This is a genomic window from Victivallis lenta, from assembly GCF_009695545.1.
GTDB classification, from domain to species: domain Bacteria; phylum Verrucomicrobiota; class Lentisphaeria; order Victivallales; family Victivallaceae; genus Victivallis; species Victivallis lenta.
Genome location: NZ_VUNS01000007.1, coordinates 122,406 through 144,958 on the forward strand (window position 1 = coordinate 122,406; position 22,553 = coordinate 144,958).

20 protein-coding genes are annotated in these 22,553 nt (G+C 62.6%); 4 read left to right on the plus strand and 16 right to left on the minus strand.

The window, feature by feature from the left end:
• Positions 1-34 precede the first annotated feature (34 nt).
• Both FYJ85_RS08635 and FYJ85_RS08640 read right to left on the minus strand, forming a co-directional pair.
• Positions 35-724, minus strand: coding sequence for an ABC transporter ATP-binding protein (locus FYJ85_RS08635; RefSeq protein WP_154417913.1), 690 nt, complete (start codon positions 722-724; stop codon positions 35-37).
• The gene (locus FYJ85_RS08640; protein ID WP_106053579.1) at positions 717-1,985 is read right to left on the minus strand and encodes an ABC transporter permease; all 1,269 of its coding nucleotides are present in this window, start codon (positions 1,983-1,985) and stop codon (positions 717-719) included. Before FYJ85_RS08640 ends, FYJ85_RS08635 begins: the two co-directional genes overlap by 8 nt.
• Positions 1,986-2,215: 230 nt before the next feature.
• Between FYJ85_RS08640 and FYJ85_RS08645 the strand changes: the two genes are divergently transcribed.
• The 4 genes from FYJ85_RS08645 (at position 2,216) to FYJ85_RS08660 (ending at position 8,776) form a co-directional block, all read left to right on the plus strand.
• Positions 2,216-3,385, plus strand: coding sequence for an efflux RND transporter periplasmic adaptor subunit (locus FYJ85_RS08645; protein ID WP_206213056.1), 1,170 nt, complete (start codon positions 2,216-2,218; stop codon positions 3,383-3,385).
• Positions 3,386-6,466 (plus strand): efflux RND transporter permease subunit, encoded by a 3,081-nt coding sequence (locus FYJ85_RS08650; protein WP_154417917.1) that lies wholly within the window; start codon positions 3,386-3,388, stop codon positions 6,464-6,466.
• 526 nt (positions 6,467-6,992) lie between these two features.
• Entirely contained in the window at positions 6,993-8,132 is a 1,140-nt protein-coding gene (locus tag FYJ85_RS08655) for a hypothetical protein (RefSeq protein ID WP_154417919.1), read from the plus strand.
• Between the two features lie 11 nt (positions 8,133-8,143).
• The gene (locus FYJ85_RS08660) at positions 8,144-8,776 is read left to right on the plus strand and encodes a GNAT family N-acetyltransferase (RefSeq protein WP_154417921.1); all 633 of its coding nucleotides are present in this window, start codon (positions 8,144-8,146) and stop codon (positions 8,774-8,776) included.
• A gap of 22 nt (positions 8,777-8,798) precedes the next feature.
• On the opposite strand, the gene deoC is transcribed toward FYJ85_RS08660, so the two are convergent.
• The 14 genes from deoC to FYJ85_RS08730 all read right to left on the minus strand — a co-directional run bounded on the left by deoC (position 8,799) and on the right by FYJ85_RS08730 (position 21,848).
• A complete protein-coding gene (deoC, locus tag FYJ85_RS08665) occupies positions 8,799-9,509 on the minus strand; it encodes a deoxyribose-phosphate aldolase (protein WP_106053575.1) in 711 nt (236 codons plus the stop codon).
• A 14-nt stretch (positions 9,510-9,523) separates the two neighbouring features.
• Positions 9,524-10,015 carry a peptidylprolyl isomerase gene (locus FYJ85_RS08670; RefSeq protein ID WP_106053574.1) on the minus strand — a complete coding sequence of 164 codons (492 nt, stop codon included), beginning with the start codon at positions 10,013-10,015 and terminating at the stop codon, positions 9,524-9,526.
• The gene (locus FYJ85_RS08675) at positions 10,012-10,983 is read right to left on the minus strand and encodes an NAD-dependent epimerase/dehydratase family protein (RefSeq protein WP_154417923.1); all 972 of its coding nucleotides are present in this window, start codon (positions 10,981-10,983) and stop codon (positions 10,012-10,014) included. The genes FYJ85_RS08670 and FYJ85_RS08675 overlap by 4 nt, the downstream gene beginning before the upstream one ends.
• Entirely contained in the window at positions 10,980-11,402 is a 423-nt protein-coding gene (locus tag FYJ85_RS08680) for a GtrA family protein (protein ID WP_154417925.1), read from the minus strand. Before FYJ85_RS08680 ends, FYJ85_RS08675 begins: the two co-directional genes overlap by 4 nt.
• Positions 11,399-12,355, minus strand: coding sequence for a glycosyltransferase family 2 protein (locus FYJ85_RS08685; RefSeq protein ID WP_206213057.1), 957 nt, complete (start codon positions 12,353-12,355; stop codon positions 11,399-11,401). The genes FYJ85_RS08680 and FYJ85_RS08685 overlap by 4 nt, the downstream gene beginning before the upstream one ends.
• Positions 12,356-12,374: 19 nt before the next feature.
• A complete protein-coding gene (locus FYJ85_RS08690) occupies positions 12,375-13,013 on the minus strand; it encodes an HAD family hydrolase (RefSeq protein ID WP_106053571.1) in 639 nt (212 codons plus the stop codon).
• Positions 13,003-14,793, minus strand: coding sequence for a thiamine pyrophosphate-binding protein (locus tag FYJ85_RS08695; protein ID WP_106053570.1), 1,791 nt, complete (start codon positions 14,791-14,793; stop codon positions 13,003-13,005). The genes FYJ85_RS08690 and FYJ85_RS08695 overlap by 11 nt, the downstream gene beginning before the upstream one ends.
• 15 nt (positions 14,794-14,808) lie before the next feature.
• On the minus strand, positions 14,809-15,633 hold the full coding sequence (locus FYJ85_RS08700; protein ID WP_106053569.1) for a beta/alpha barrel domain-containing protein: 825 nt from the start codon (positions 15,631-15,633) through the stop codon (positions 14,809-14,811).
• Positions 15,630-16,958 (minus strand): lipopolysaccharide biosynthesis protein RfbH, encoded by a 1,329-nt coding sequence (gene rfbH, locus FYJ85_RS08705; protein WP_106053568.1) that lies wholly within the window; start codon positions 16,956-16,958, stop codon positions 15,630-15,632. The genes FYJ85_RS08700 and rfbH overlap by 4 nt, the downstream gene beginning before the upstream one ends.
• Positions 16,946-18,016 (minus strand): CDP-glucose 4,6-dehydratase, encoded by a 1,071-nt coding sequence (gene rfbG / locus FYJ85_RS08710; protein ID WP_106053567.1) that lies wholly within the window; start codon positions 18,014-18,016, stop codon positions 16,946-16,948. Before rfbG ends, rfbH begins: the two co-directional genes overlap by 13 nt.
• A 6-nt stretch (positions 18,017-18,022) precedes the next feature.
• On the minus strand, positions 18,023-18,841 hold the full coding sequence (locus FYJ85_RS08715; protein WP_206213058.1) for a glucose-1-phosphate cytidylyltransferase: 819 nt from the start codon (positions 18,839-18,841) through the stop codon (positions 18,023-18,025).
• A gap of 152 nt (positions 18,842-18,993) precedes the next feature.
• Positions 18,994-19,182, minus strand: coding sequence for a hypothetical protein (locus FYJ85_RS08720; RefSeq protein ID WP_106053565.1), 189 nt, complete (start codon positions 19,180-19,182; stop codon positions 18,994-18,996).
• 212 nt (positions 19,183-19,394) lie between these two features.
• Entirely contained in the window at positions 19,395-20,144 is a 750-nt protein-coding gene (locus FYJ85_RS08725; protein ID WP_106053564.1) for a class I SAM-dependent methyltransferase, read from the minus strand.
• A gap of 15 nt (positions 20,145-20,159) precedes the next feature.
• Positions 20,160-21,848, minus strand: a complete 1,689-nt coding sequence (locus FYJ85_RS08730; RefSeq protein WP_177996062.1) for a 2-isopropylmalate synthase — start codon at positions 21,846-21,848, stop codon at positions 20,160-20,162.
• Positions 21,849-22,553: the final 705 nt, after the last annotated feature.

The following is a 22,553-nucleotide window of genomic DNA, read 5'->3' on the forward strand; positions in this document are numbered from 1 at the left end:
CGTCTCCATCGCCTGAAGTTTCAACCGCCGTGCTTCATTGGTTCGTCAATCGGCCGTCGACCAGCTCCTCGGTCCGGTCGGCCAGTTTCGCGATCTCCCAGTTGTGCGTGATCATCATGATCGACCGCCCGGGATGCAGCTTGCGCAGCTCCGTGAAGAGCTCGAGAATCGCCTCTCCCGTATGCGTATCGAGGTTCCCGGTCGGTTCGTCCGCCAGCAGCAGCTCCGGCTCGTTCAGCAGCGCTCGCGCAATCGCCGCGCGCTGCTGTTCGCCGCCCGAAAGTTCCGACGGCCGGTGACGCATGCGGCCGGAAAGCCCGACCGTTTCCAGCAGCGGGACCGCACGCTTCTTCGCTTCGCCGCGCGACAGCCCCGCCAGATTGCCCGGCAGCATGACGTTTTCGAGCACGGTCAGCTCCGGCAGCAGATGGTAGGCCTGGAAGACGAAGCCGATCTTCCGGTTCCGGAACCGGGCGGCCTCGCCGCGGCCCAGCTTCGACACGTCGACTCCGGCGATGCGGATCGTCCCGGAATCCGGCTGCTCCAGCGTGCCGATCAGATTCAGCAGCGTGGTTTTGCCGCTGCCGGAGGCGCCGAGCAGGCAGGCCCATTCGCCGCGCCGGATCTCCCAGTCCACGCCGCGCAGGACCGGCAGTTTTTCCCTGCCGAGTTTGTAGGTGCGCGTGACGCCGCGCAGTTCGATGATATTCTCTTGTTCACTCATAGCGCAATGCCTTGGCCGGGTCGAGCCGGGCCGCGCAGAGCGCCGGGAGCAGCGCCCCCAGCGTGCAGAGCGCGATCGAGGCTCCGACAATGATCAGTACATCCGTCGCAACGATATGCGCCGGGAGTCCGTCGAAATAGTAGAACTGTTTCGGGAAGAGCTCGACATGGAACGTCTTCGACGCGAAGTCCATGATGTCGTTCCGGTAGAAGATGACCAGCACGCCGGCCAGCGTCCCCGTGATGCTGCCGAGCACACCGATCAGGAACCCCTGAAAGATGAAAATGAAGGTCGTGCAGCAGTCGCTCGCACCGAGCGCCTTCAGGATTCCGATCTCGCGCGTTTTCTGGTAAACCGACGTGATGAGCGTATTCATGATGCTGAACGCCGCGACGAGCACGATGAAGATCAGCAGAAAGAACATCATGTTCTTTTCGACCGCCAGCACGCCGAGCAGCTGCCGGTTGTCCTCCTCCCAGGTCACGACCCGCAGGTGACTGAGGGCGTCCCGCACCTTGCCGACCAGCTCCTTCTGGTCGAAGGGGTCCGGCCCCCACCCGAAAATCGCGGTGGCCGCGCCCCACGGCAGCGTCAGCAGGTCGGCCGCGTCGTCGCTCCCGACGAAAAGGAAGGTCCGGTCGAAATCGTATTTGCCGACGCTGTAAATTCCGCTGACGACGAACTCGGCCGGCAGATAGGCCGAAGCGTTCCTGTTCAGCTCCACGCCGCCCTCCGGCTTGAAATCGACCAGCCGGGTCAGCCGCTGCTGGGTGTGCAGCAGAAGCTTGCTGCCGACGCGCACGTTCCAGCGCCGGGCCATGTCCTCGCTGATGACGATCTCCCCCCGGTCGAGCGACAGTTTGCCTTCCTTGAGCGTATCGGCCTTGAAGATGCCGAACTTCAGCAGATTCTCCGCCGAGGTTCCGAACATGATCACGCGCGGGTCGAGCGATTTGCCGAGCTGGACGATCACCGGCGATTCGAGCACCGGGGCCCCCCGGCCGCCGGCCGCCTCCACGGCTTTGACCGCCTCATCGGGGTCGTAGATCACGCCGCCGTAGAGCGGACGCACCTGGAAGTGCGCCTGTGTTTCGATCAGTTTCTCCTTCATGAGATCCGTGAAGCCGGTCATGACCGCCAGCACCACGATCAGCACGGCGACGCCGAGCGTCACGCCGAGAATGCTGAGCACGGTGATCAGCGAGACCGCGCTCCGCCGCGGCTTCAGGTAGCGGCCGGCCAGGAACAGTTCTGTGAGCATTGCGCCTTTTTCCCCGATGGTTCCTTAGAGATTCGTCATTTCGGGCTAATATAGCATGTTTCGGAATGAAACGCAACAGCCCTGCCGATATCCGCCGGATTTTTTACGGTGCGGGCTTGACTTTTCCGCGGGGAGCCGTAAACTAATGACAGAGGAAGTTGATGCGTTTTTCACGGAATGGACAGAACCGGCCGCTTCCCGGCCGGGAAATGATGATCTGGAGGGAGAAAATGCGTGGATTGCAGCTGTCTGCCGCCCTGTGCGCCGCCGCGTTGCTGGCCGGGGGCTGGGGCGCGGGGAAAAAAGAGGCGGCCGAACGGGTCGTGAAGGTCGTCGTCATGCAGCCGGTGAAGATGGAATTCGTCCAGAAGATCCGGGTGCAGGGCAACGTCGAAACGAAGGCGAAGGCCGAGGTGTCGAGCCGCATCAGCGGCACGCTCGACCTCATGAAGGCGGATGAAGGCCAGCGGGTCAGGAAAGGGGACATCCTTTTCCAGGTCGACCGGATCAAGCTCGAAAACGATGTCAAGGGGCAGAAACACAAGCTCGCCGTCGCCGAAGCGGAGCTGAAAATCGCCGTGATCAACAGTGAGCTGGCCCGGACCGTCGCCGACAAGGCGCAGGTCGACTTCAACCGTGCCGACCGGCTCAGGAAGGCGAATGCCGTGTCGGACGACGCCTATGAACGCGCCGCGCTGAACCTGAAGGAGGCCGAAGCCGGCGTCTCGAAGGCCGAAGCGCAGGCGAATTGCGCCCGGGCCAAAGTCGGGCAGGAGCAGGCGAACCTCGAAATCGCGGAAAAGAACCTTTCCGACTCGCTGATCCGCGCGCCGTTCGACGGCATGGTCATTCTGAAGAAGAAGGACCCCGATGAGTTCGTGAATACGGGCGACATCATCTACCGGCTCGAAGATCCGGACCGGCTCGAGCTGGTCACCATGATCAGCGCCGTTTACTACGACCGGATCGTTCCCGGCAAAACCAGGGCTGTCATCTACGCGCCGAACGGCTCTGTGGCCGGAGAGGGAACAGTCGGCTTCCGCAGCCCGGCGATCGACTCGCTGTCCCGGACCTTCACGGTCAAGATCGACATCCCGAAGGAGTTCCACATGGTCGGCGGCCAGCTCTGCGAGCTCGACCTCATCCTGCGCAGCGAAGAGGGAGTCGGCGTGCCGAACCAGGCGCTTCTCGACCGGCGCGACAACCGCCGCGCCGTCTTCGTCGTCAGGGACGGCAGGGCCGAGGAGGTTGAAGTGAAAACCGGCATCGTCGATGGCAAATGGACCATGCTGCTCAATCCCGCGGCGCTGAAGGGATTGCCGGTCGTCGTCGAAGGGCAGGCGTTTCTCGGCAGCGGCGACCGGGTCGACATCGCGCCGGCGGGGAAGGAGGGGAAATAAATGTTTCTTTCCCGCGCTTCCGTCCGGCGCCCGATCGCGATGAGCTGTTTCCTCATCATGCTCGTGTTGTTCGGAATCAATTCCTGGGACCAGCTCGGGCTCGACGCGTTCCCGAACGTCGAGATTCCGTATGTGACGGTCACGACGGTCTATCCGGGCGCGAGCCCGGCCGAGATCGAGGTCGATGTCGCCAAGCGCCTCGAGGACGCGGTCGGCACCATCGACGGACTCAAGACCATGAATACGACCTGCATGGAAAACGTCTGCCAGATCACGCTCGAATTCCAGCTCGGGCAGTCGGTCGACGTCGCCGCGCAGGATGTCCGCGAACGGATCGACAAGATCCGGAAAGAGCTCCCTGCCGACATCGAGCAGCCGGAAATTTCGAAGTTCGACCCGAACGCAACGCCGGTCATCACCCTCATGCTGACCGGGGATCTGCCGGTCGACAAGCTTTATGATTATGCCGATGAGACGCTGGCGAACCGGTTGTCGGTCATCTCCGGCGTGGCGGAGATCCAGTTGTCGGGCGGCGAGCCGCTCGAGCTGCGGGTCACGCTCGACAAGGAGAAGCTGACCGCCGCCGGCATTACCGTGAGCCAGGTGCTTTCGAAGCTCGGGGAAGCGAACATCAAAGTCCCGGTCGGCCGCATCCGGCAGGGCGTGCAGGAGATCAACGTCACCTACGATTCGGAGTTCAAGGATTTCAACGACCTCGGCGCGCTTGAGATCGGCACGCGCGAAAAACGCCGGATCTATCTGCGCGACGTGGCGGAAATCACGATGGAGTCCGAGGAGAAGCGCTCGCTCGCCTTTTTCGACGGCGAGCCGGGCGTCGTGCTGAAGGTCGTCAAGAAGGGCGAGGCGAACGCTGTGCGGGTCATCGACGGCGTACGCGCGGCGGTCGATGAAATCAACCGCGACAAACTGCTGCCTTCGGGCATGAACCTGGTCTGGGTGCGCGACTCCGGCAGTTACATCCGCTCATCGGTCGACGATGCCTGGAGCAGCATCGCCATCGGCATTCTGCTGACTGCGGTGATCCTTTTCGCCTTTCTGCACGAAGCGCGCTCAACCTTCATCGTCGTCATATCGATGCCGGTTTCGATCGTCGTTTCGTTCTGGGCGATGGACCTTTGCGGCTTCACGTTCAACATCTTCACGCTGCTTGCGCTCGGCACCTCGGTCGGCACGCTGGTGACCAACTCGATCGTCGTCATCGAGAATATCGCCAGACACCTTGAACGCGGCGAGGACCCGAAGACGGCGGCCGACAGCGGCGCGGCCGAAGTCGCTCTGCCGGTTTTCGCATCGGCCATGACGAACGTGGTGGTATTCGGGCCGATTGCGATGATGGGTTCGCTGGTCGGCCGCTTCCTCGTGCCGTTCGCGGTCACGATCGGCATTGCGACGCTGGTGTCGCTCTTCGTGAGCTTCACGCTGACGCCGATTCTCGCGGCGATCCTGCTGCGCGCCGAACGGCCGGAGCAGAACTCTCTGGCTTTCCTGTTCCGGTGGTGGAACCGCGGATTCGGCGCGCTCGAGCGGCAGTTCGGCCGTTCGATCGATTTCGTCTGCCGCCACGGGCTTGCGGCCGTGCTGCTGGCGGCGGCGCTTTTCCTCGCTTCGATGGCTTATCTGCCGGCCAGGGTCGGCATGACTTTCGTGCCGGACGGCGACCAGGGGGAATTCGTCATCAAGCTCGAGTTCCCGACCGATTACAGTCTGGAGAGTACTCTGGACCGTACGCTGGAGGTCGAAAAGCATGTGCGGGAATTGCCGAACGTGCTGGCGACCTCGACCGTGGTCGGCAAGGTGCAGGGGGTGGTCGGCCAGGCGTCGGAAGGGGTCTACCTCGCCGAAATCACGGTGGTCGCCAAACCGAAAAACGAACGGAAGGAGACGCTCGACGACATGCGCGACCTGTTCCGCGACGAGCTTAAGAACCTGTCGAACTGCATCGTCACGATCAATATTCCGTCGGCGACCGGCGGTTCGTCGGCATCGATGGAACTCGAAATCACGGGCGACGACCTCGACACGCTTGAGAAGATCGCCGTACAGGGGGCGAACGCGCTGAAAACCCACCCGGCCGCGCGGGATGTGGACAGTTCGGTGCGGCCCGGAAAGCCGGAAATCCGGATTGTACCGGACCGCACGGTGCTGCAGAATCTCGGGATCTCCTCCGCCTCGGTCGGCACGCTGCTGCGCGGCTCGATCGAAGGAATCAGGAACGGCACCTACAAGGTCGGCTCGCGTTCGTTCGACATCCGCGTCAAACTCGACGAGCGCAACGGGTACGACCAGCTTCCGTCGCTTTCGTTCTCCTCGAAAGAGGGAAAACCGCTCGGCATGGATGCGATTTCGCGGCTTCAGCCCTCGACCATGCCGATCCAGATCAACCGGACCAACCGGCAGCGGGTCGCGAAGATCTACGGGAACCCGGCCTCCGGCGTCGGGCTCGGGGACTTTGCAAAGCTGGCCGAAGAGACCGTCAGGGCGGACCTGCCGCCGGGTTACAAGCTCGCATTCAGCGGAGAAGTCACGAGCATGGAGGAGGCGAATGCGGATTTCGCCCGTGCGATCGTGCTGGCGATCCTCCTGACCTATCTGCTGATCGCGGCGATCATGGAGTCGTGGAGCGGTCCGTTCCTGATCATGTTCACGGTGCCGATGGCGCTGATCGGCATGTTCGGGGCGCTTTATCTTGCGGGACTGCAGCTTTCGATCTTCGGGCTGCTCGGTTTTGTGATGCTGATCGGGATCGTCGTCAACAACGCGATCCTGATCATGGACGACGTGAACGCGAACCGTGCGGCCGGGATGGAGCCGCCGGAGGCGATGCGCGCAGCGGTGAAGAACAAGTTCCGGCCGATCCTGATGACGAGCATTGCGGCGATTCTCGGCATTGTCCCGATGGCGTTCGGGAACGGGATCGGTTCCGAGATGCGGTCGAGCTGCGGGGTGCCGGTCATCGGCGGGCTGGTGAGTTCGACGATTCTGGCGCTCTACGTAATTCCGGCGCTCTACATTCTCTTCGCCGGAAGAAAAAAGAAAAAAGGCCCGGACCGTGCGGCTTGACACCGGCCGAAATACGGAGTATATTCAGGAAAGTCGAATTTTATATATTAACGAAATGACAGGACGCCGGCTTCTTCGCGGGGAGGAAAGCGGCCGGATTCAGGGCCGTTCGGCCCCGGCGAGGTTCCAGGGGGCGCGGAGCCCCTTGACGGAGTTTGAGGCGGCGCTTCAGGTTGCCCGGACGAAGCCCCTGCCGAAATGTCCGCAACGGAGTTGCGGCGCTTCGACCGGTGTGAGCGAAGGCGGCCGGGCAGTCCAAAGGGGCTGCCGCCGTTGCAGCTCCGGCAAACGACGGTCGATCGGAACAGCACATTCTGTTAGAATGCGAGCTGACAATGTGATGCGGTCATTTGCCGCGCCTGCGGCGCCGGGTCTTTCTGCGCGTTCGCGCAGCAGACCGTGTACGCTGCGCGTACATTTCCTCCGGCAGCCAGGGCGCTTCGCCCTTGGAGCCCGGCCGGCAGGGAGCCGGTGCCGACGGCGGCTTTGCCGCCTTGACGTTTGCAGATTTTATATGGGGACTATTATGAAAAAGCTGTTTTTATGTCTCGCGGCCGTCATGGCCTTTCAGGCGTTTGCCCTCCGTCCCGGCGACCCGGTCGAAGAACTTGTTGATGTGAAGTGGATTCAAGGCGTTCCGTTCGCCATGCTTCCCCCCGCCAAGCCCGCGCCGGGCGATCCGGAATACAAGGCCGTGATCTTTCTGCTGACCCGCGCCCAGAACACCGACGACACGCTGACGCTGCTGAATTATCTGCGGCGCACCTTCGCCAACCGCGCCCGCTTCGCCGTCGTCACTCCGGATTCCGAAGCGGACGTCAGGGCGCTGCTCGCCCGACGGCCGGATTTCACCCTGAGCTTCGGCATCGACACCAAGCGGACGCTGACTCCGAAATATATCGGCGACAGCCCGCTTCTTCCGCTGGCTTTCCTGACCGACAAAAGCGGCGAAATCATCTGGAGCGGCGAGGCTGCCTACCTCGGGGAGGCGCTGCAGAAATGTTTCGACGGAACGTTCGACCGGAAAGCGCAGCGTAAAATCGCTCCGCTGCTTGAGGAACTGCCCACGCTGCTTCGCGGGGAAAACGAGACGCGCATGCGCAAAACCGTCGATTCGATCTTTCAGCTCGAGCCGGGCCATCCGACCGCGCTGCGCATCCGCCTGTTCGTCCTCGAGAGCGCCGGGCGCGTTGAAGAGGCGCTGAAGCTGATCCAGTCCCAGCTCAGGCTTGTTCCGAAAAACACCCGGCTCTACTTCGAGGCAATGAACCTCATTGCGCGCAATCCGGCTCTGGCTGCCTACACCGGGCCGACCGTGCAGGCCTACGCCGGAGCGGTCACGGACAATGCCGACACCGACAACCAGATGGCGTGGATGCTCCTGACCCGCCAGCCCGGCGACCCGGAGGCGCTGAAGAGCGCCCTGATGCTCTCCCGGCGCGCCATGTCGCTGCTGAAACGCGATACGCAGGGCGCCCTCCGCGGCGCCTGTCTGAATACGCAGGCGCTGCTCGCCGCCCGCCTCGGCAAGCTCGAGGAGGCCGCGCGGCTTCAGGAAGAGGCGGTCAAGGTCTTTCAGGCCGCCGCTCTGCCGGGCGCCGTCGCCGACGCCCGGCAGCGGCTGCGTTACTACCGCACCGCCGTCGAACTTGCCGGAAGTAATTGAACGGAAACGGGATGAAGGAGAAATACAGGATCGTCCACCTGCCGAAAGAAAAGTGGCAGGGCACGGTGCTGCCGATCGGATATACGACGCAGGAGTACTACGACGTGGCGGTCGACCGGCAGGAATCCGGTTTCACCTTCACGATCCGGAAAAAGAAATTCGGCCGTCCCGTCACCCATACTCCGGAGGAGTACGACTGTCCCGACAGGCTGTATGCCGAATATTATCCGGAAGCCCGCGCCTGGGGCGTACTGGAGGCCGGCCGGCTTGTCGCCGCCATCGAAACCTGTCCCGAAATCTGGTCGAACCGGCTGCTGGTCACCGAATTGTGGATCGACGCCCCGTTCCGGAAGCAGGGGCTCGGCCATGCGCTGATGGAGGTTGCGAAAAAGCAGGCCCTCCGGGAACACAGGCGGGCCGTCATTCTGGAGACCCAGTCCTGCAATGTGAACGCCGTCGACTTTTACCTGCACGAGGGGTTCACCCTGATCGGCCTGGACTCCTGCTGCTACGGCAACAACGACCTCGCCCGGAAGGAGGTCCGCCTCAACCTGGGCTGGTTCCCGCCGCAGAAGGCGAAACCGTCAGACGGGGAAAACGGAATCCGTCCGGAGCGCCCGGAGGAACGCCACGCGGCGGAATAGAGGATAGAAGCGCTCCGGCCGGTCAGCAGCGCTCCGCCGCCTCGTCGAGAATCCGTTCCGTGGCGGAAGTGCCGATACGGGTGGCTCCGAGCTTCCGGGCGGCCAGCAGATCGTCCAGGGTGCGGACTTTGCCCGCCGCCTTGATTCCGATGCCCGGATCGGCGAGGCGGCGCATGAGCGCGAGGTGCGGAACCGTCGCGCCGTCGTAATCGTAAGCGCCGGACTCGCGTTCGGTGAACCCGAATCCGGTCGAGGTTTTGATGAAAGCCGGCATGATTTCGTTGCAGATGCCGCAGAGCTGCTCGATCATGGCGTCGCAGAGGAAGTCGTTTTCGAAGATGACCTTCAGAATCGCTCCTCCGGCGGTCACGCAGGCGTTGACGCCGCCGATTTCGTCGCGGAGGTATCCCCACTCACCGGAACGGACCTTGCCGATGTTGACGACCATGTCGATCTCGTCCGCGCCGTCGTCGACGGCCTGCTTCGCCTCATTGATCTTCAGCTGGACCGTGCCGGAACCGTGCGGAAAACCGACGACGGTTCCGGTTCGAATGCCGGTCCCGTCGAGCAGTTTCGCGGCAATGCCGACGAAATACGGCTTGATGCAGACGCTTGCGCAGTTGCGCTCCACGGCGACGGCCATGCCCTTGATCAGCTGCTCATCGTCCAGCATGGGATGGAGCAGCGAATGGTCGATCATCCGGGCGAGTTCGTCAACGGTCCAATCCGGCATACGGCACCTCTTTTTCAGTCGCGGACTGCGTCCAGGATCACGATGTTCTCGGTCGGCACGTCGCGGTGCATCTGGTGCGAACCGGTCTTGACCGCCGCGATCTGGTCGACGACATCCATCCCTTCGACGACCTCGCCGAACACGCAGTAGCCGAAGTGCTGCGGCGTGGGGGCCTTGAAGTCGAGGAAATCGTTATCGACCAGATTGATGAAGAACTGGGCCGTCGCCGAGTCGACGACGCTGGTGCGGGCCATCGCCAGCGTGCCGCGCTTGTTCGAAAGCTGGTTGTCCGCCTCGTTCTTGATCGGATCGCTGGTCGGCTTCTGGACGAAGTCGGCCGTGAAGCCGCCGCCCTGAACCATGAAGCCCGGGATCACGCGGTGGAAGATCGTCCCCTTGTAGAAACCCGCGTCGATATAATCGAGGAAGTTCTTCACGGTGATCGGCGCTTCTTTTTCGAACAGCTTGATTTTGATGTCGCCCTTGCTGGTTTTCAACGTAATCATGATTTTTCTCCTTGCTGGTTTTTCATACAATAGCCGTTGTTGCGGTGAAATTCAAATGTCAGGCGGAGCGCTTCGTCGAGATTGACCGTCTCCGCCAGGCCGAGCTCCCGCCGGGCCCGGGCCGTATCCGGAAGATAGCGCGGCGCGGGCAGGCCGTCCGGATGCCCGAGAACCGTAACGGCGGACGGCGGCGTCCGCAGTGCGGCGCAGCGCTCCGCGAGCTCCGCGATCGATACGGCATTTTCGCTGCCGACGTTGTAGATACGGCCCGGCTCCCCCGCCTCAAGCAGCCGCCGGAGCCAGCGGACAAGGTCGTCCGCATACAGATAGCTGCGCAGCGGCCGCCCGTCCCCGCGGATCGCAATCGGGCGGTTTTCCAGCGCGTCGCGCAGAAAATTGCCGGCCGCGAAGTGGATGCCGAGCGGCAGATAGGGCCCGACGAAAGCGAAACAGCGCGCAATGACCGTTTCGACGCCGGAGTCGAGGCAGAGGCGTTCGGCCTCGAGCTTGCCCTGTCCGTAAGCCGTGACCGGACGGCACGGATACGTCTCCGCCATTCGTTCGCACTCCGGCTCCTGCGGTCCGTAGACCGCGCCGGAGCTGGTCAGCAGCAGCCGCGGAACCTTCCGGGAACGGCAGAAGTCGAGAACGCGCTTCGTGCCGTCGACGATGATCGAACGCATCTCCGCCGGGTTCTCCGCCTCAAGCCGGGCGCTGGCCGGCGTCGCGGCATGCAGGACGGCTGAAAATTCTCCGTCCGGAAACGGAAAATCCCGCACGTCGCCCGCCGCAAAAGAGACGCCCGGCAGCCCGGCAAATGCCGGAAAGCGGCACAGAAACCCTTCCGGATCGCGCGAAAGGATCACCAGTTCCCCCTCGGAGACAGCTTCCCGTTTCCGGGCCGCGAGCAGGCTCTTCCCGAAAAAACCGGTTCCGCCGGTAATCAGAATCCGCGCCGCGCCGCTCATGAGGATCTCCTTCGAAAAGAAAAGTACTTATGCCCGAAGTAGCTCAATATCACCGTAATTCCGGTGATCAGGATATTGGCCCGCACCGGATTCATTCCGGCAATGGAGACCAGCAGAAACAGGCCGGCCAGCCCCAGCAGCGCCCCGGCGCCGTAAACCAGATAGCATTTCAGGTATTCCCGCAGAAAATTCCCCTTTGTCCGGAACACGAAGAACTTGTAGCACAGAAACGCATTCGTGATGGCGAGGATGTTGACGAGAACAGCCCAGAACAGGTAATTTCCCGACGTCCCCCAGAGCTCATAGACCGCAGTATAGAGTCCTACGCCGAAAACGGTGTTCCAGCCGCCGGCCAGAAGGTAGCGGATCACCCGGAAAAATTCCGGACGGTTGTTCCGGTAGAGCTCGAGCAGTTTCATCGGTCGAAATTGATCTTTTCCTCTTCAATCACCAGCGGCTTGTTCTTCACCTGCGTCCAGATCGCGCCGACATACTCCCCGATGATGCCGATGAAAATCAGCTGGACCGCCGAGAAGAAGAAAAGCCCGATGACCAGCGGCGCGAGCCCGAGCTGGAAGGTATCCCAGTAGAAGAGCTTGTAGACCAGGTAACCGGCCGCGACCAGCAGACTCAGAAACGCCAGCAGGAAACCTGCGAACACGGCGAGCCGCAGCGGCAGCTTGGTGTGATTGACGAAGCCGGTCATCGCCATGTCGTAAAGCGTGAAAAAATTGTTTTTGGTGCGCCCGTGTTTGCGCCTGTCCTGCACGAACGGCAATTCGACGCGCTTGAAACCGATCTCCGTCACAAGACCGCGGAAATACGGATACGGCTCGTGAAAGAGCTTCAGCGCATCCAGAAAACGGCGGTCATAAAGGCCGAATCCGGTAAAATTGCGCAGCTGAGGAGTTTCGGAAAATTTATCGAGCAGCCAGTAATAGAACCGGCGAACTGCGAACATCAGCGGGTTCTCCCGGCTCTCCGGCTTGACGCAGCAGACGATTTTCGCCCCCGCCTCCCACTCCCGCAGCATGGCCGGAATCATTTCGGGAGGCTCCTGCAGATCTGAACACATCACAATCGCCGCGTCGCCGTCCGCCTGAAGCAGCGCGTTGTAGGGAGAGCGGATATGCCCGAAGTTGTTTGCGTTCAAGATGACCTTCACCCGGCTGTCCTTCGCGGCCATGCGGCGCAGCAGCTCGCGGCTGCCGTCGGTGGAGGCGTTGTCGGCGACGATCATATCGAACGTATAGCCGGGCATGGTTTCAAACGCGCCGGCAACCCGGTTGAACAGCTCCTCGAGATTTTCAACTTCATTGAAACAGCCGGTAACGACGGTGATTTTTTTCATGATGTCCTGATTCTTTTCCATGCTTTCCGTGCAGTTCCGCTTATGTCCATTCCGCCGGCGGAGCGTTCCATATCCGGTCCGGCGCGGCGGACGCGAGCTCCGCCGCGCCGCCGTAGCCCCAGGTGACCGCTACGGTCCGCATTCCGGCCGCGCGCCCGGCTTCGATGTCCGGCACGGTGTCCCCGACCATCGCGCAGCGCGCCGGATCGAGTCCTGTTTCGGCCAGCGCCCGGCGCAGCCGTTCAGACTTGCCGCAGAGGGGGCCCGGCGTCGAATCGGGCGTATGAATCTGTTCGAACACCGGGAGCCACCCCTGCTTTTCGACGATCAGCCGGGTCGCGCGCAGCGCCTTGTTGGTCGCAAGGAACAGCCGCGTGCCGTCTCTGCGCAGCCGCTCCAGCAGCGCCGGAATCCCCGGATAGGGAACCGTGCCCGGAAAACCGCTCGTACAGTAAAGCTCCCGGAAGGAGGCGATCAGCGCCTCCCGCTCCGGCTCCGTCAGTTCCGGAAACAGGCCGGCGATCATCGGCTCGAGCGGCGGCCCGATCCGGAAATCGCGGCGGAAACGTTCCGTCTCCAGTCCGGCCGCCTTCAGAGCGGCGAGCCAGCAGCCGAAGATATCCGGCGCCGTATCGCAGAGCGTGCCGTCCAGATCGAAAAAACAGCCGTCAGGCTTCATAACGGTTCGCCTCCATCTCTTCGCGCGGCAGGAACGGGAACATATCCTCCAGCGACGGCGAAATGATCGAACCGTCCGGGAGCCGCCGCGAAGAGAGCTTCGGCGCGAACGTGTATCCCGGCGCCAGCACGCAGTCGCAGAAGACGGGGCCGTCGAAAGCCAGCGCTTCGGCGACCGTCGCGGCGGCGTCCGCGAGCGAGTCGAGCCGCAGATACCGCCAGCCGAATGCGGCGGCAATCGCCTGCCACTCCGGGAAGGTCACGCCGGAACCGTTGTCGCAGCCGGTATGGCGGCCCGCGAAAAACGAATCCTGCGTCTGGCGGATCGAACAGTATTCGTTGTTGTCGAACAAAAACAGTTTGACCGGAAAACCGTTGTGCCGGATGGTCTGCAGCTCCTGAAGGTTCATCATCAGGCTGCCGTCCCCTTCGAGGCAGACCACCGGCCGTTTGCCGCGCACGGCGGCCGCCGCCCCCAGCGCAGCCGGGAGGCCGAACCCCATCGCCGCGCAGCCGGAGTTGCAGAACATCCGCTGTCCCCGCTTTACGGCGCCGGCCTGGAACAGCGCGAGGCTCGGCGTCGCATTCGTGCAGCTGACCACGGCGTCGGCCGGCAGCTGTTCGCAGAGCGGCTCCATCAGCGCATACGGATTCAATCCCGCGGCGGAGCGGTATTCCGGAAGCACGACCGGGTAGCGCTCTTTGCGTTCGCGGTTCCAGGCGAGCCAGCGGCTCCAGTCCGGCAGTTCACGCGCCGCGAGCGCCGCCAGCAGCCGGTCGATGAACTCCCCCGCATCGCCGTGGACCGGCAGCGTCGGCTTCACTGTGGGCTTGGCCAGCTCGGCCGCGTCGATATCGACCACGATCAGCTCCTTCGCGCGCTTCGCGAAATTCTCATGGTTGTAGCTGACCTGCCGGATGTTGTTCCGGGTGCCGAGGCAGAGCACCCAGTCGGCATTCTGCAGCGCGATGTTCCCGGCCCGGGTGCCGATCGTGCCGATCCGCCCGATCGAATACGGAGAGCCGGTCGGCAGCAGATCGAAGCTGTTGAAGCTGCCGAGCACCGGAATCTTCAGGCGTTCGACCAGCTTTTCGAATCCGGCGAGATTGCCGGAAAGCCGGATTCCCTGTCCGGTCACCAGCACCGGCGAGGAGGCCGAAAGCAGGGTTTCGACGACTCGTTCGATCGTCTCCGCCGGGATCTCCGGCTTTGATTCCGGTACGTTCTCCTCGCCGTGAAGCGCCGCCGGGTCGATTTCGGCCGACTGCACGTTGATCGGAATGTCGAGCCAGACCGGCCCCGGCCGCCCGGAGCAGGCAATGCGGAGCGCCTTCTCGAGCTCCCGGCGGATGTCGAGCGGATCAGTGACCATCTTCGCATATTTTGTGACCGGACGGACGATGTCGACGATATTGATCTCCTGATCGCCGAGCTGCCGCAGCGGCAGCTCCGGCACGGAAGCGACGGTAGTCGGAAACTTCACCTGGCCGGAGAGATAGAGCACCGGCTGCGAGTCGAGCCACTCGCCGATGACGCCGGTCAGGGCGTTCGTGCCGCCCGGCCCGGTCGTCACGCTGACCACGGCGGGGCCGCCGGTCACCCGCGCGTACCCCTCCGCCGCGATGGCCGCTCCCTGCTCGTGGTGGGTGCAGACCGCCCGGAGCCGCGGCTCCGAACCGAGCGCGTCGTTCAGGAACATCGCCCCGCCGCCCGAAACCATGAAGACGTCCCTCACGCCGCGGTCGGCCAGAAACTGAAAGATATAATCGGCTGTACGCATATTGTTTCCCGCTGTTTACAGAACTGCCGCGCTGTGCTCATGGTATTTGATGAGCTGCTGGATCAGCATGGTCTTGAGCCGGGTCAGTTCATAGCCCGGATTGTAGTTGAAGTGTTTGAGCAGATATTCGGTTGCGATATTCCCGTCGTACCACTTGCCGCCGAGCCCGAGCAGCGTCGAATCGGTATAGCGGCACTTGTGGGCGAAGGCGACATCAAGCAGCTCTTCGGCCGTGCCGTTCTTGTTGTGCAGGTGAATGCCGGCCTCGACGCCCTCGGCGCGGCAGAGCTCGATCGCGTCGGAGACGTATTTCGGAGTGAAAATGCTTTCGGTGTCCGCGAAGTAGATGACGTCGATGCCCATCTTCTTCGCAAGCCGCGCGAAGGCCGTGTTCTCCTCGACCGTGTTGCGTCCGGCGCTCGTGAAATTGATGAAAATACGGTAGCCGAGCTTCTGGAGCTCCTCGATATGCCGGCAGAGCACATCGGGTTCGGTCTGCTTCGACCGGGTCAGGATGCGGACCGCATCGACGACCGAATCGGCCTTCGGGCCGACCGGCGCGAGCGGGCGCTGAATATCCCGCATGGCCGAAAGTTTCAGGATGTTCTTCGTGCTGCCGAAAATATCGTTCAGCTCCTCCGTGCAAAGTCCGCAGTACCGGATCGCGCCGCGGCCGGGGTCCGCCTCGGGATTGTGGAAAAAGCCGAGTTCCATATAGTCGTACCCGGCCGCTTCGACGAACCGGTAGTAGTCGCGCAGGAACGCCGGGTCGAAAAACCATCCGGTCTGGTAGCCGACTTCGCGCGCCGTGCAGTCGAAAAGAGTGATATTGTCGATCATAAGGACTTCCCTCCACAGTAATTACGGATGGTTTCGATCATGAAGTCGAGCTTTGCGCCGGTCATACCGGGGTAGAGGCCGATCCAGAAGGCGTTGTTCATGAGTTCGTCGGTGTTGGCGAGCCTCCCGGCGACGCGGTAGTCGCATCCCTCCCGCAGCGTTTCGAAGCACGGGTGCCGGGTCAGGTTGCCCGCGAACAGGTTGCGGGTCTGAATCCCGCGGCTTTCGAGATGCTCCGCAAGTTCGTTGCGGGTGAATCCGGCCCGCGGCGTCAGCCGGATCAGGAATCCGAACCAGGACGGGTCCGACTCCGGGTAGCGCTCGAAGAGAGCGAGTTCCGGCAGCTCCCTCAGGCCGTCGTGCAGCCGTTCGAAGTTCCGTTTCCGCGCCGCCGTGAAGCCGTCGAGCTTATCGAGCTGGGCGCAGCCGATCGCCGCCTGCAGGTCGGTCGCCTTCAGATTGTAGCCGAAGTGGCTGTAAACGTATTTGTGATCGTATCCGGCCGGAAGCGTGCCGAACCGGCGCGTGAACCGGCTGCCGCAGCGGTTGTCTTCGCCGGAACCGCAGGAGCAGTCGCGCCCCCAGTCGCGCATCGAGAGCGCGATTTTCGCCAGCAGCGGATCGCTTGTGTAGACCGCGCCCCCTTCGCCCGTCGTCATGTGGTGGGGCGGGTAGAAGCTCGACGTGCCGAGGTCGCCCCAGGCGCCGGTCAGCCGGCCGCAATACCGCGAGCCGAGCGCGTCGCAGTTGTCTTCGACGAGCCAGAGCCGGTTTGCGTCGCAGAACGCCTTCACCGCATCGAGCCGGAACGGATTGCCGAGCGTATGGGCGAGCATGACCGCCTTCGTCCGCGGCGACAGGGCCGCTTCGAGCAGCGAAACATCGATATTCGCGGTTCCGGGCTCGACATCGACAAAGACCGGAACGGCGCCGTACTGCACGACCGGGGCGACCGTGGTCGGGAATCCGGCCGCGACGGTGATGACTTCGTCGCCGCGTTCGATCCGCCTCTTTCCGAGCAGCGGCGAGGTCAGCGTCATAAAGGCCAGCAGATTCGCCGAGGAACCCGAATTCACGAAAAGCGCCCGCCCGACGCCGAGGTATGCCGCCAGCTTCTCTTCGAATTCCCGCGTATAGCGCCCGGCGGTCAGCCAGAATTCGAGTGCCGCGTCAACGAGGTTCACGAGTTCCTTTTCGTCGTAAACCCGCCCGGCATAGTTGATCCGGCTCTCTCCCGGGACGAACGGCGGCTTCTCCTGTCCCCGCAAAGCCGCCAGCGCCTCGACCCGGCTTAAAATCTCTTTTTTCAAACTCAGTTCGTCCATGACAATCCCTTCCGCGCGGCATCGGCGACATAAGCTTCAAGATCCGCCGCCGTATTGATCCGTCCCGAATCGTAATAACCGCGATACCAGCCGGCCGTGCGGCGAATGCACTCCTCCGCGTTCCAGACTCCGCGCCAGCCGAGATCCCTCGCCGCCTTCGTGCAGTCGAGCCGCAGGAGCTTCGTTTCATGCGGCGCATCCGCCGGCGGCGCAAAGCGGAATCCGACCCGGGGCCAGAAGCGGTTCATCAGCGCGGCGACCTCGCCGACCGTCAATGCGTCCGCCGTCTCCGGACCGAAATTCCAGGCTGACGCGGCAGCCGCATCCCCTTCAAGCAGCCGCTGCCCGAGCAGCAGATAGCCGCCGAGCGGCTCAAGCACATGCTGCCACGGCCGGACGGCGGACGGGGAACGGAGCGGTTCGACGGCTCCGGCCGCCGCCGCCCGGACCAGGTCCGGCACGAGCCGGTCGGCCGCCCAGTCGCCGCCGCCGATCACATTGCCGGCCCGCGCGGTGGCGAGTCCCACTCCCGCCGCGCGGAGAAAACTGTCGCGGTAACTCGCGGCGACGAGCTCCTGGCACCCCTTCGAGGCGCTGTACGGATCGTAACCGCCGAGCGGATCGTTTTCGCGGTAGCCTTCGGCCTTCTCGCTGTTCCGGTAACATTTGTCGCTGGTGACGACCACGACCGCACGAAGTTCCGGGACGTTCCGCGCCGCTTCGAGCAAATTGACCGTGCCGCCGACGTTGACCGCAAGCGTATCGACCGGCTTCCGGTAAGAGAGGCGGACAAGCGGCTGTGCGGCGAGGTGAAAGATGATTTCAGGCCGGAACTCACGAAGAACGGAGCCGAGTTTTTCCGCGTCGCGGATGTCGCACCACTCCGAATGGCCCGGCGGATTCAGCAGCCGAAAGTGGTTCGGCTCCGTCTCCGGCGGCAGCGAAACGCCGCAGAGCTCTGCGCCGAGGCGCCCGAGCCACATCGTCAGCCAGGATCCTTTGAAGCCGGAGTGGCCGGTGACCAGCACCCGTTTCCCGCGGTAAATATCGTTGAACACGATCTTTCACTCCTGCCAGTATTTGGTCCACGGCGCGGCGCCGGAGTTCCAGAGGTCGGAGAGCAGCCGGTGTTCCCGCGGCGTATCCATGCACTGCCAGAACCCCTCGTGACGGCGGGCGGCCATCTCGCCGTCGCGCATGGCTTCGCGCATCGGCGCGGCCTCGAAATAACAGTCTTCCGCGTCGTCGAGATAACGCGGCAGGAACTGCCGGTCGACGACCATGAAGCCGCCGTTGACGTAGCTGCCGGTCCGCAGCGGTTTTTCGGCAAAGCCGGTCACGCGGTCGCCGTCGAGCTTCATTTCGCCGAATCTCCCCTCGGGGTGGACGGCGGAGACCGTCAGCAGCCTGTCTGAAGCACGGTGAAAATCGAGCAGCGCGCCGATATCGATGTCCGCCACTCCGTCGCCGTAGGTGAGAAAGAATTCACGGTCTTCCGGCGCGAGGTAACGCGATGCGCGGCGCACCCGGCCGCCGGTCATGGTTTCGATGCCGGTGTCTGCCAGCGTAACCTCCCAGTCCGCCTCGTAGGCTTCGCCGTGGTAGACAATGCCGTGATCCTTGCCGAGCTTGACCGTGATGTCGGTCGACCGGGCGTGAAAATTCAGGAAATAGTCGATGAACTCCTCGCGCTTGTAGCCGAGACAGAGGATGAACCGGCGCACGCCGAAAGCCGCGAAACAGCGCATGATATGCCAGACGATCGGCTGCTCGCCGATCGGAACCATCGGTTTCGGAAGCAGCTCGGTCACTTCCCTCAGCCGGGTGCCCTGGCCGCCGCAGAGAATCATTGCCGGCGGCATCGGCTGTCGCGGTCCATTCATGCCGTATCCTTTCCGTCGAATGACACAGTTACTCTAATTATGGTAATGTATCATCATCCGGACAAAAGTCAATCGGGACGGACGGCAGAAAAAAAGAAACTCCCTGTTCCGGCGGAGCAGGGAGCTTCGGACATCTCAGTCAAGAGAGAGTCTTACTTCTTCATCTGGGCCTTGGCTTTTTCCCAGACGTCTTTGCCGACAAAGGCGGTCAGGCTGCGGCCATCGGCAGTCTTGCCCTTGAACGCATAGCGCTTACGGCCGGCATCGCCAAACGTAACGCAATCCAGAACATCCGCGCTGACCTTGGTCTTGGCCTTGACATCGTAGAAATCATGCTTCATCGTTCAACTCCCTCCTATTTGGTTGTGGTGAGCCGTGGTAACTGAGAGTAATTATACTTAGAGTTATACATAAATTCAAGCTCAAAACATGATTTTTATGCAAAAAAAGCAATTTTTTCGCCTTTTGCGCCGCTTTTTCCGCGAAAACCGGCCATCCTCTGCGGCCCGCCGTTGAGGGGCAGGCGGTTCCGACGCCGGAGCACAGGGAGCGTTCAGCCCCTGAAGGCGACGGCCCGGAGGCGGCGGTAATCCACCACGAACTCCTCGCCGTTCCAGAGCAGCGGACGGCAGGCGGTCTCGACCTCCGAAAGAATCTGCTCCTGCACTGCGGCGCCGAACACGGACAATTCATCAGCCAGGAAACAGCGGACCCAGCGGCGCAGCCCTTCCGCTCCGCCGGGCAGCGGCGTCTGGCGGTCGAATTCAAGCACGCGCTCCGGTTCGAAACCGGCCGCCTTCAGCCGGTCGAAGAACTCGTCCGGCGTCGGGCAGTAGAAGCGTTCGCGGTACTCCCGCCCGCGTCGCGCACAGGCCGCTGCAAACGCCTGGCGCATGGTCGCGATATTGCTCGCCGCACCGAATTCGCAGACCAGTTTGCCGCCCGGCTTCAACGCGCGCCGGATCTCGGCGAGCAGCCGGTCCACGTTCGGAATCCAGTGGAAAACCGAGTTCGAGAACACCGTGTCGAACTCCTCGTTGTACGGGAGCTCGAGCGCGTCGATCTCAGCGAACATCAGCTCCGGATGGCTGAAGCGGGCCTTGACGATCTTTTCGGCGGAGTTGTCGATGCCGAGCACGTTCGCGCCGTTCTTCGCGAGCTCGGCAGTCAGCGCGCCGGTGCCGCAGCCGAGGTCGAGAATCCGCTGCCCCGGCGACATGTCCACATGCACCATCAGCGATTTGCCGTACTCGGCGAACAGATTGGTTTTGCAGGGTTCCGTCTGTACCGTATTCCTCTCCATTTTTCCGTACCTTGTCTAGTTATCCCCGATATGGTTGATCGCATTGGCGATCGCATGGATCGCCGCGAGATTGATATTGACGTCGATTCCGGCCCCGTAGACGATCCGGTCGGAGCCGGACGGCCTGATTCCGATGAAAGCGGCGGCTTCCGCTCCCGCTCCGCGCCCGATCGCATGTTCGCTGTACATCTCGACCTGGAACGGCGGGACGGCGCCGCAGTCGTGGAACGCCGCGGCGGCCGCTTCGATCGGGCCGCCGCCGGTGCCGGAGACGGAAAAACGTTCCCCGCCGGCCTCGAGTTCGAGATCGACTTCCGTTTTGTCCGCCGCTCCCGGGGCAGGGCGCTGCAGCCGGAAGCCGGCGACCGTGACCCGGCCGTTCCGTGCCGCGACCTTCTCCCGGAAAATCCGGTACACCTCGGACGGCGTGATTTCGCTGCCGGTCGCTTCGGCTTCGGCCTGCACTGCCTTCGCCACCAGCGGCTGCATCCCCTTCGGCACTGAGATTCCGTAAACGCTCTCGAGCACGTAGGCGACGCCGCCCTTGCCGGACTGGCTGTTGATGCGGATCAGCCCGTCGTAATTCCGGCCGACGTCGGCCGGATCGATGTGCAGATACGGCATCTTCCAGCCCTGCCGGAAACGCTCGCCGATCTCCTTCCGCTGCGCCATCCCCTTGCGGATCGCATCCTGATGCGTACCGGAGAAGGCCGTAAACACGAGTCCTCCGGTGTACGGCGCACGCGGATGGATGCCGATCTCGGAGACCTCTTCGATGAAGGCGGCGATTTCGGGCAGTTTGGAAAAATCGAGCCCGGGCTCGACGCCGCGCGACTTCAAATTCAGGATGAAAGTGATGAGATCCATGTTTCCGGTCCGTTCCCCGTGCCCGGCGAGCGTTCCTTCGACCCGGTCCGCCCCGGCCAGCACGGCCATTTCGGCCGCTGCGACGGCGCACCCCTGGTCGTTATGGGTGTGAACGCTCAGGGTCGTTTCGTTCCGGCCGGTGTAGCTCCGGCAGAACGACTCGATCATGTCGGCGAATTCATAAGGCGGACGGCGTTCGACGGTGGCGGGGAGGTTCAGCACGAAATCGCGTTTGCCGCGCGGCTTCCATGCCTCCCGGACCGCTTCGGCCAATTCGACGATGGCGCCGACCTCGCTGTCGGAAAATTCCTCCGGCGAAAACTCGTACCGGATGCGGTCGCGCATTCCGGCCGCGTCGACGGCTTCCGCGATCATGCGGGTGCCGTCAACGGCCGTTTGCATGATTTCTCCGGAAGTTTTACCGAAGACGAATTCCCGGTGGAGCTCGCTTGTCGCAATATAGCAATGAACTGTCGCCTGCCGGACGCCGGCGAGAGAGGCTACCGTCCGGTCGATCAGGTCCTTCCGGGCGGCAGTGAGCACATTGATGCGGACGCCGTCGGGGATGAGCCCTTCGCCGATCAGGCGGCGGACAAATTCGAACTCCTCGCCGGACGAAGCCGGGTAGGCGACTTCGATCTCCCGGAATCCGATCCGGCAGAGCATTTCAAAGTAACGGATTTTCGTCTCGACATTCATCGGCTTCGCGAATGCCTGGTTGCCGTCGCGCAAATCGACGGGGACACAGAGCGGCATGGACCGGATGCGCCGGGTCGGCCAGACGCGGTTTTCGATTTCGATGGGCTGGGGGGCTCGATACTTCGGATATTCACTCATTCTCATTCTCCGGGACTTCATTCGATTCTTCGATTCGGTGGAGCCGGTTCAGAACGCCGGGAGAACGGAAAGACGGACATTTTCCGGGGTCTGAAACATGGCATCAACGCGCCGACCTGGCTGAGTCCGGTTCCGGAAAACGGTGTCGCAAGCGTCTTCACTCAAGCCTGATCGGCGCAAGTAAGTCGCAGGAGATTGAAGTTGGCGGAAATGAAAGAAGCCGGAACCGGACACGCCGTCCCGCTTCGGAAAATCGAGCATCGGTTGTAATCAGAGAAACTCATATGCTTTCATGCTTCTTTCGCTTTAAAAATATAATATCATGTTTTGCAGAAGAATCAAGTTGATTTCGCAAAAAAAATTCAATATTATCCGAATGTGCAGCTCGCACCCGGAGAGACTCGGCCAATGTTGTCCGATCATAAAAGCGCGGCAGGCTCCGCGCAGCGGATACGAACGGACTGCACGACTCGGCGGCAGCAGCGGCTCCGGAAAGTATCCGAAGGGGTGGCTGCTTTCTGGACAGGGGCAGCGCGAGCGATAATGACGAAGGTGAACGCAGCGAAACGAAGCTCCTCCGGCGTGGCGTACCGCCGGCGTGCGTTGAAGAGTGTCCGGCTTTCAGCCGGACAAGTAAGCCCTCCCGGAGGGGTGACTCCGTGAGTGGTAAGGGCGCAGCCTGCGGGAAATGAAAGTTCCGGACAG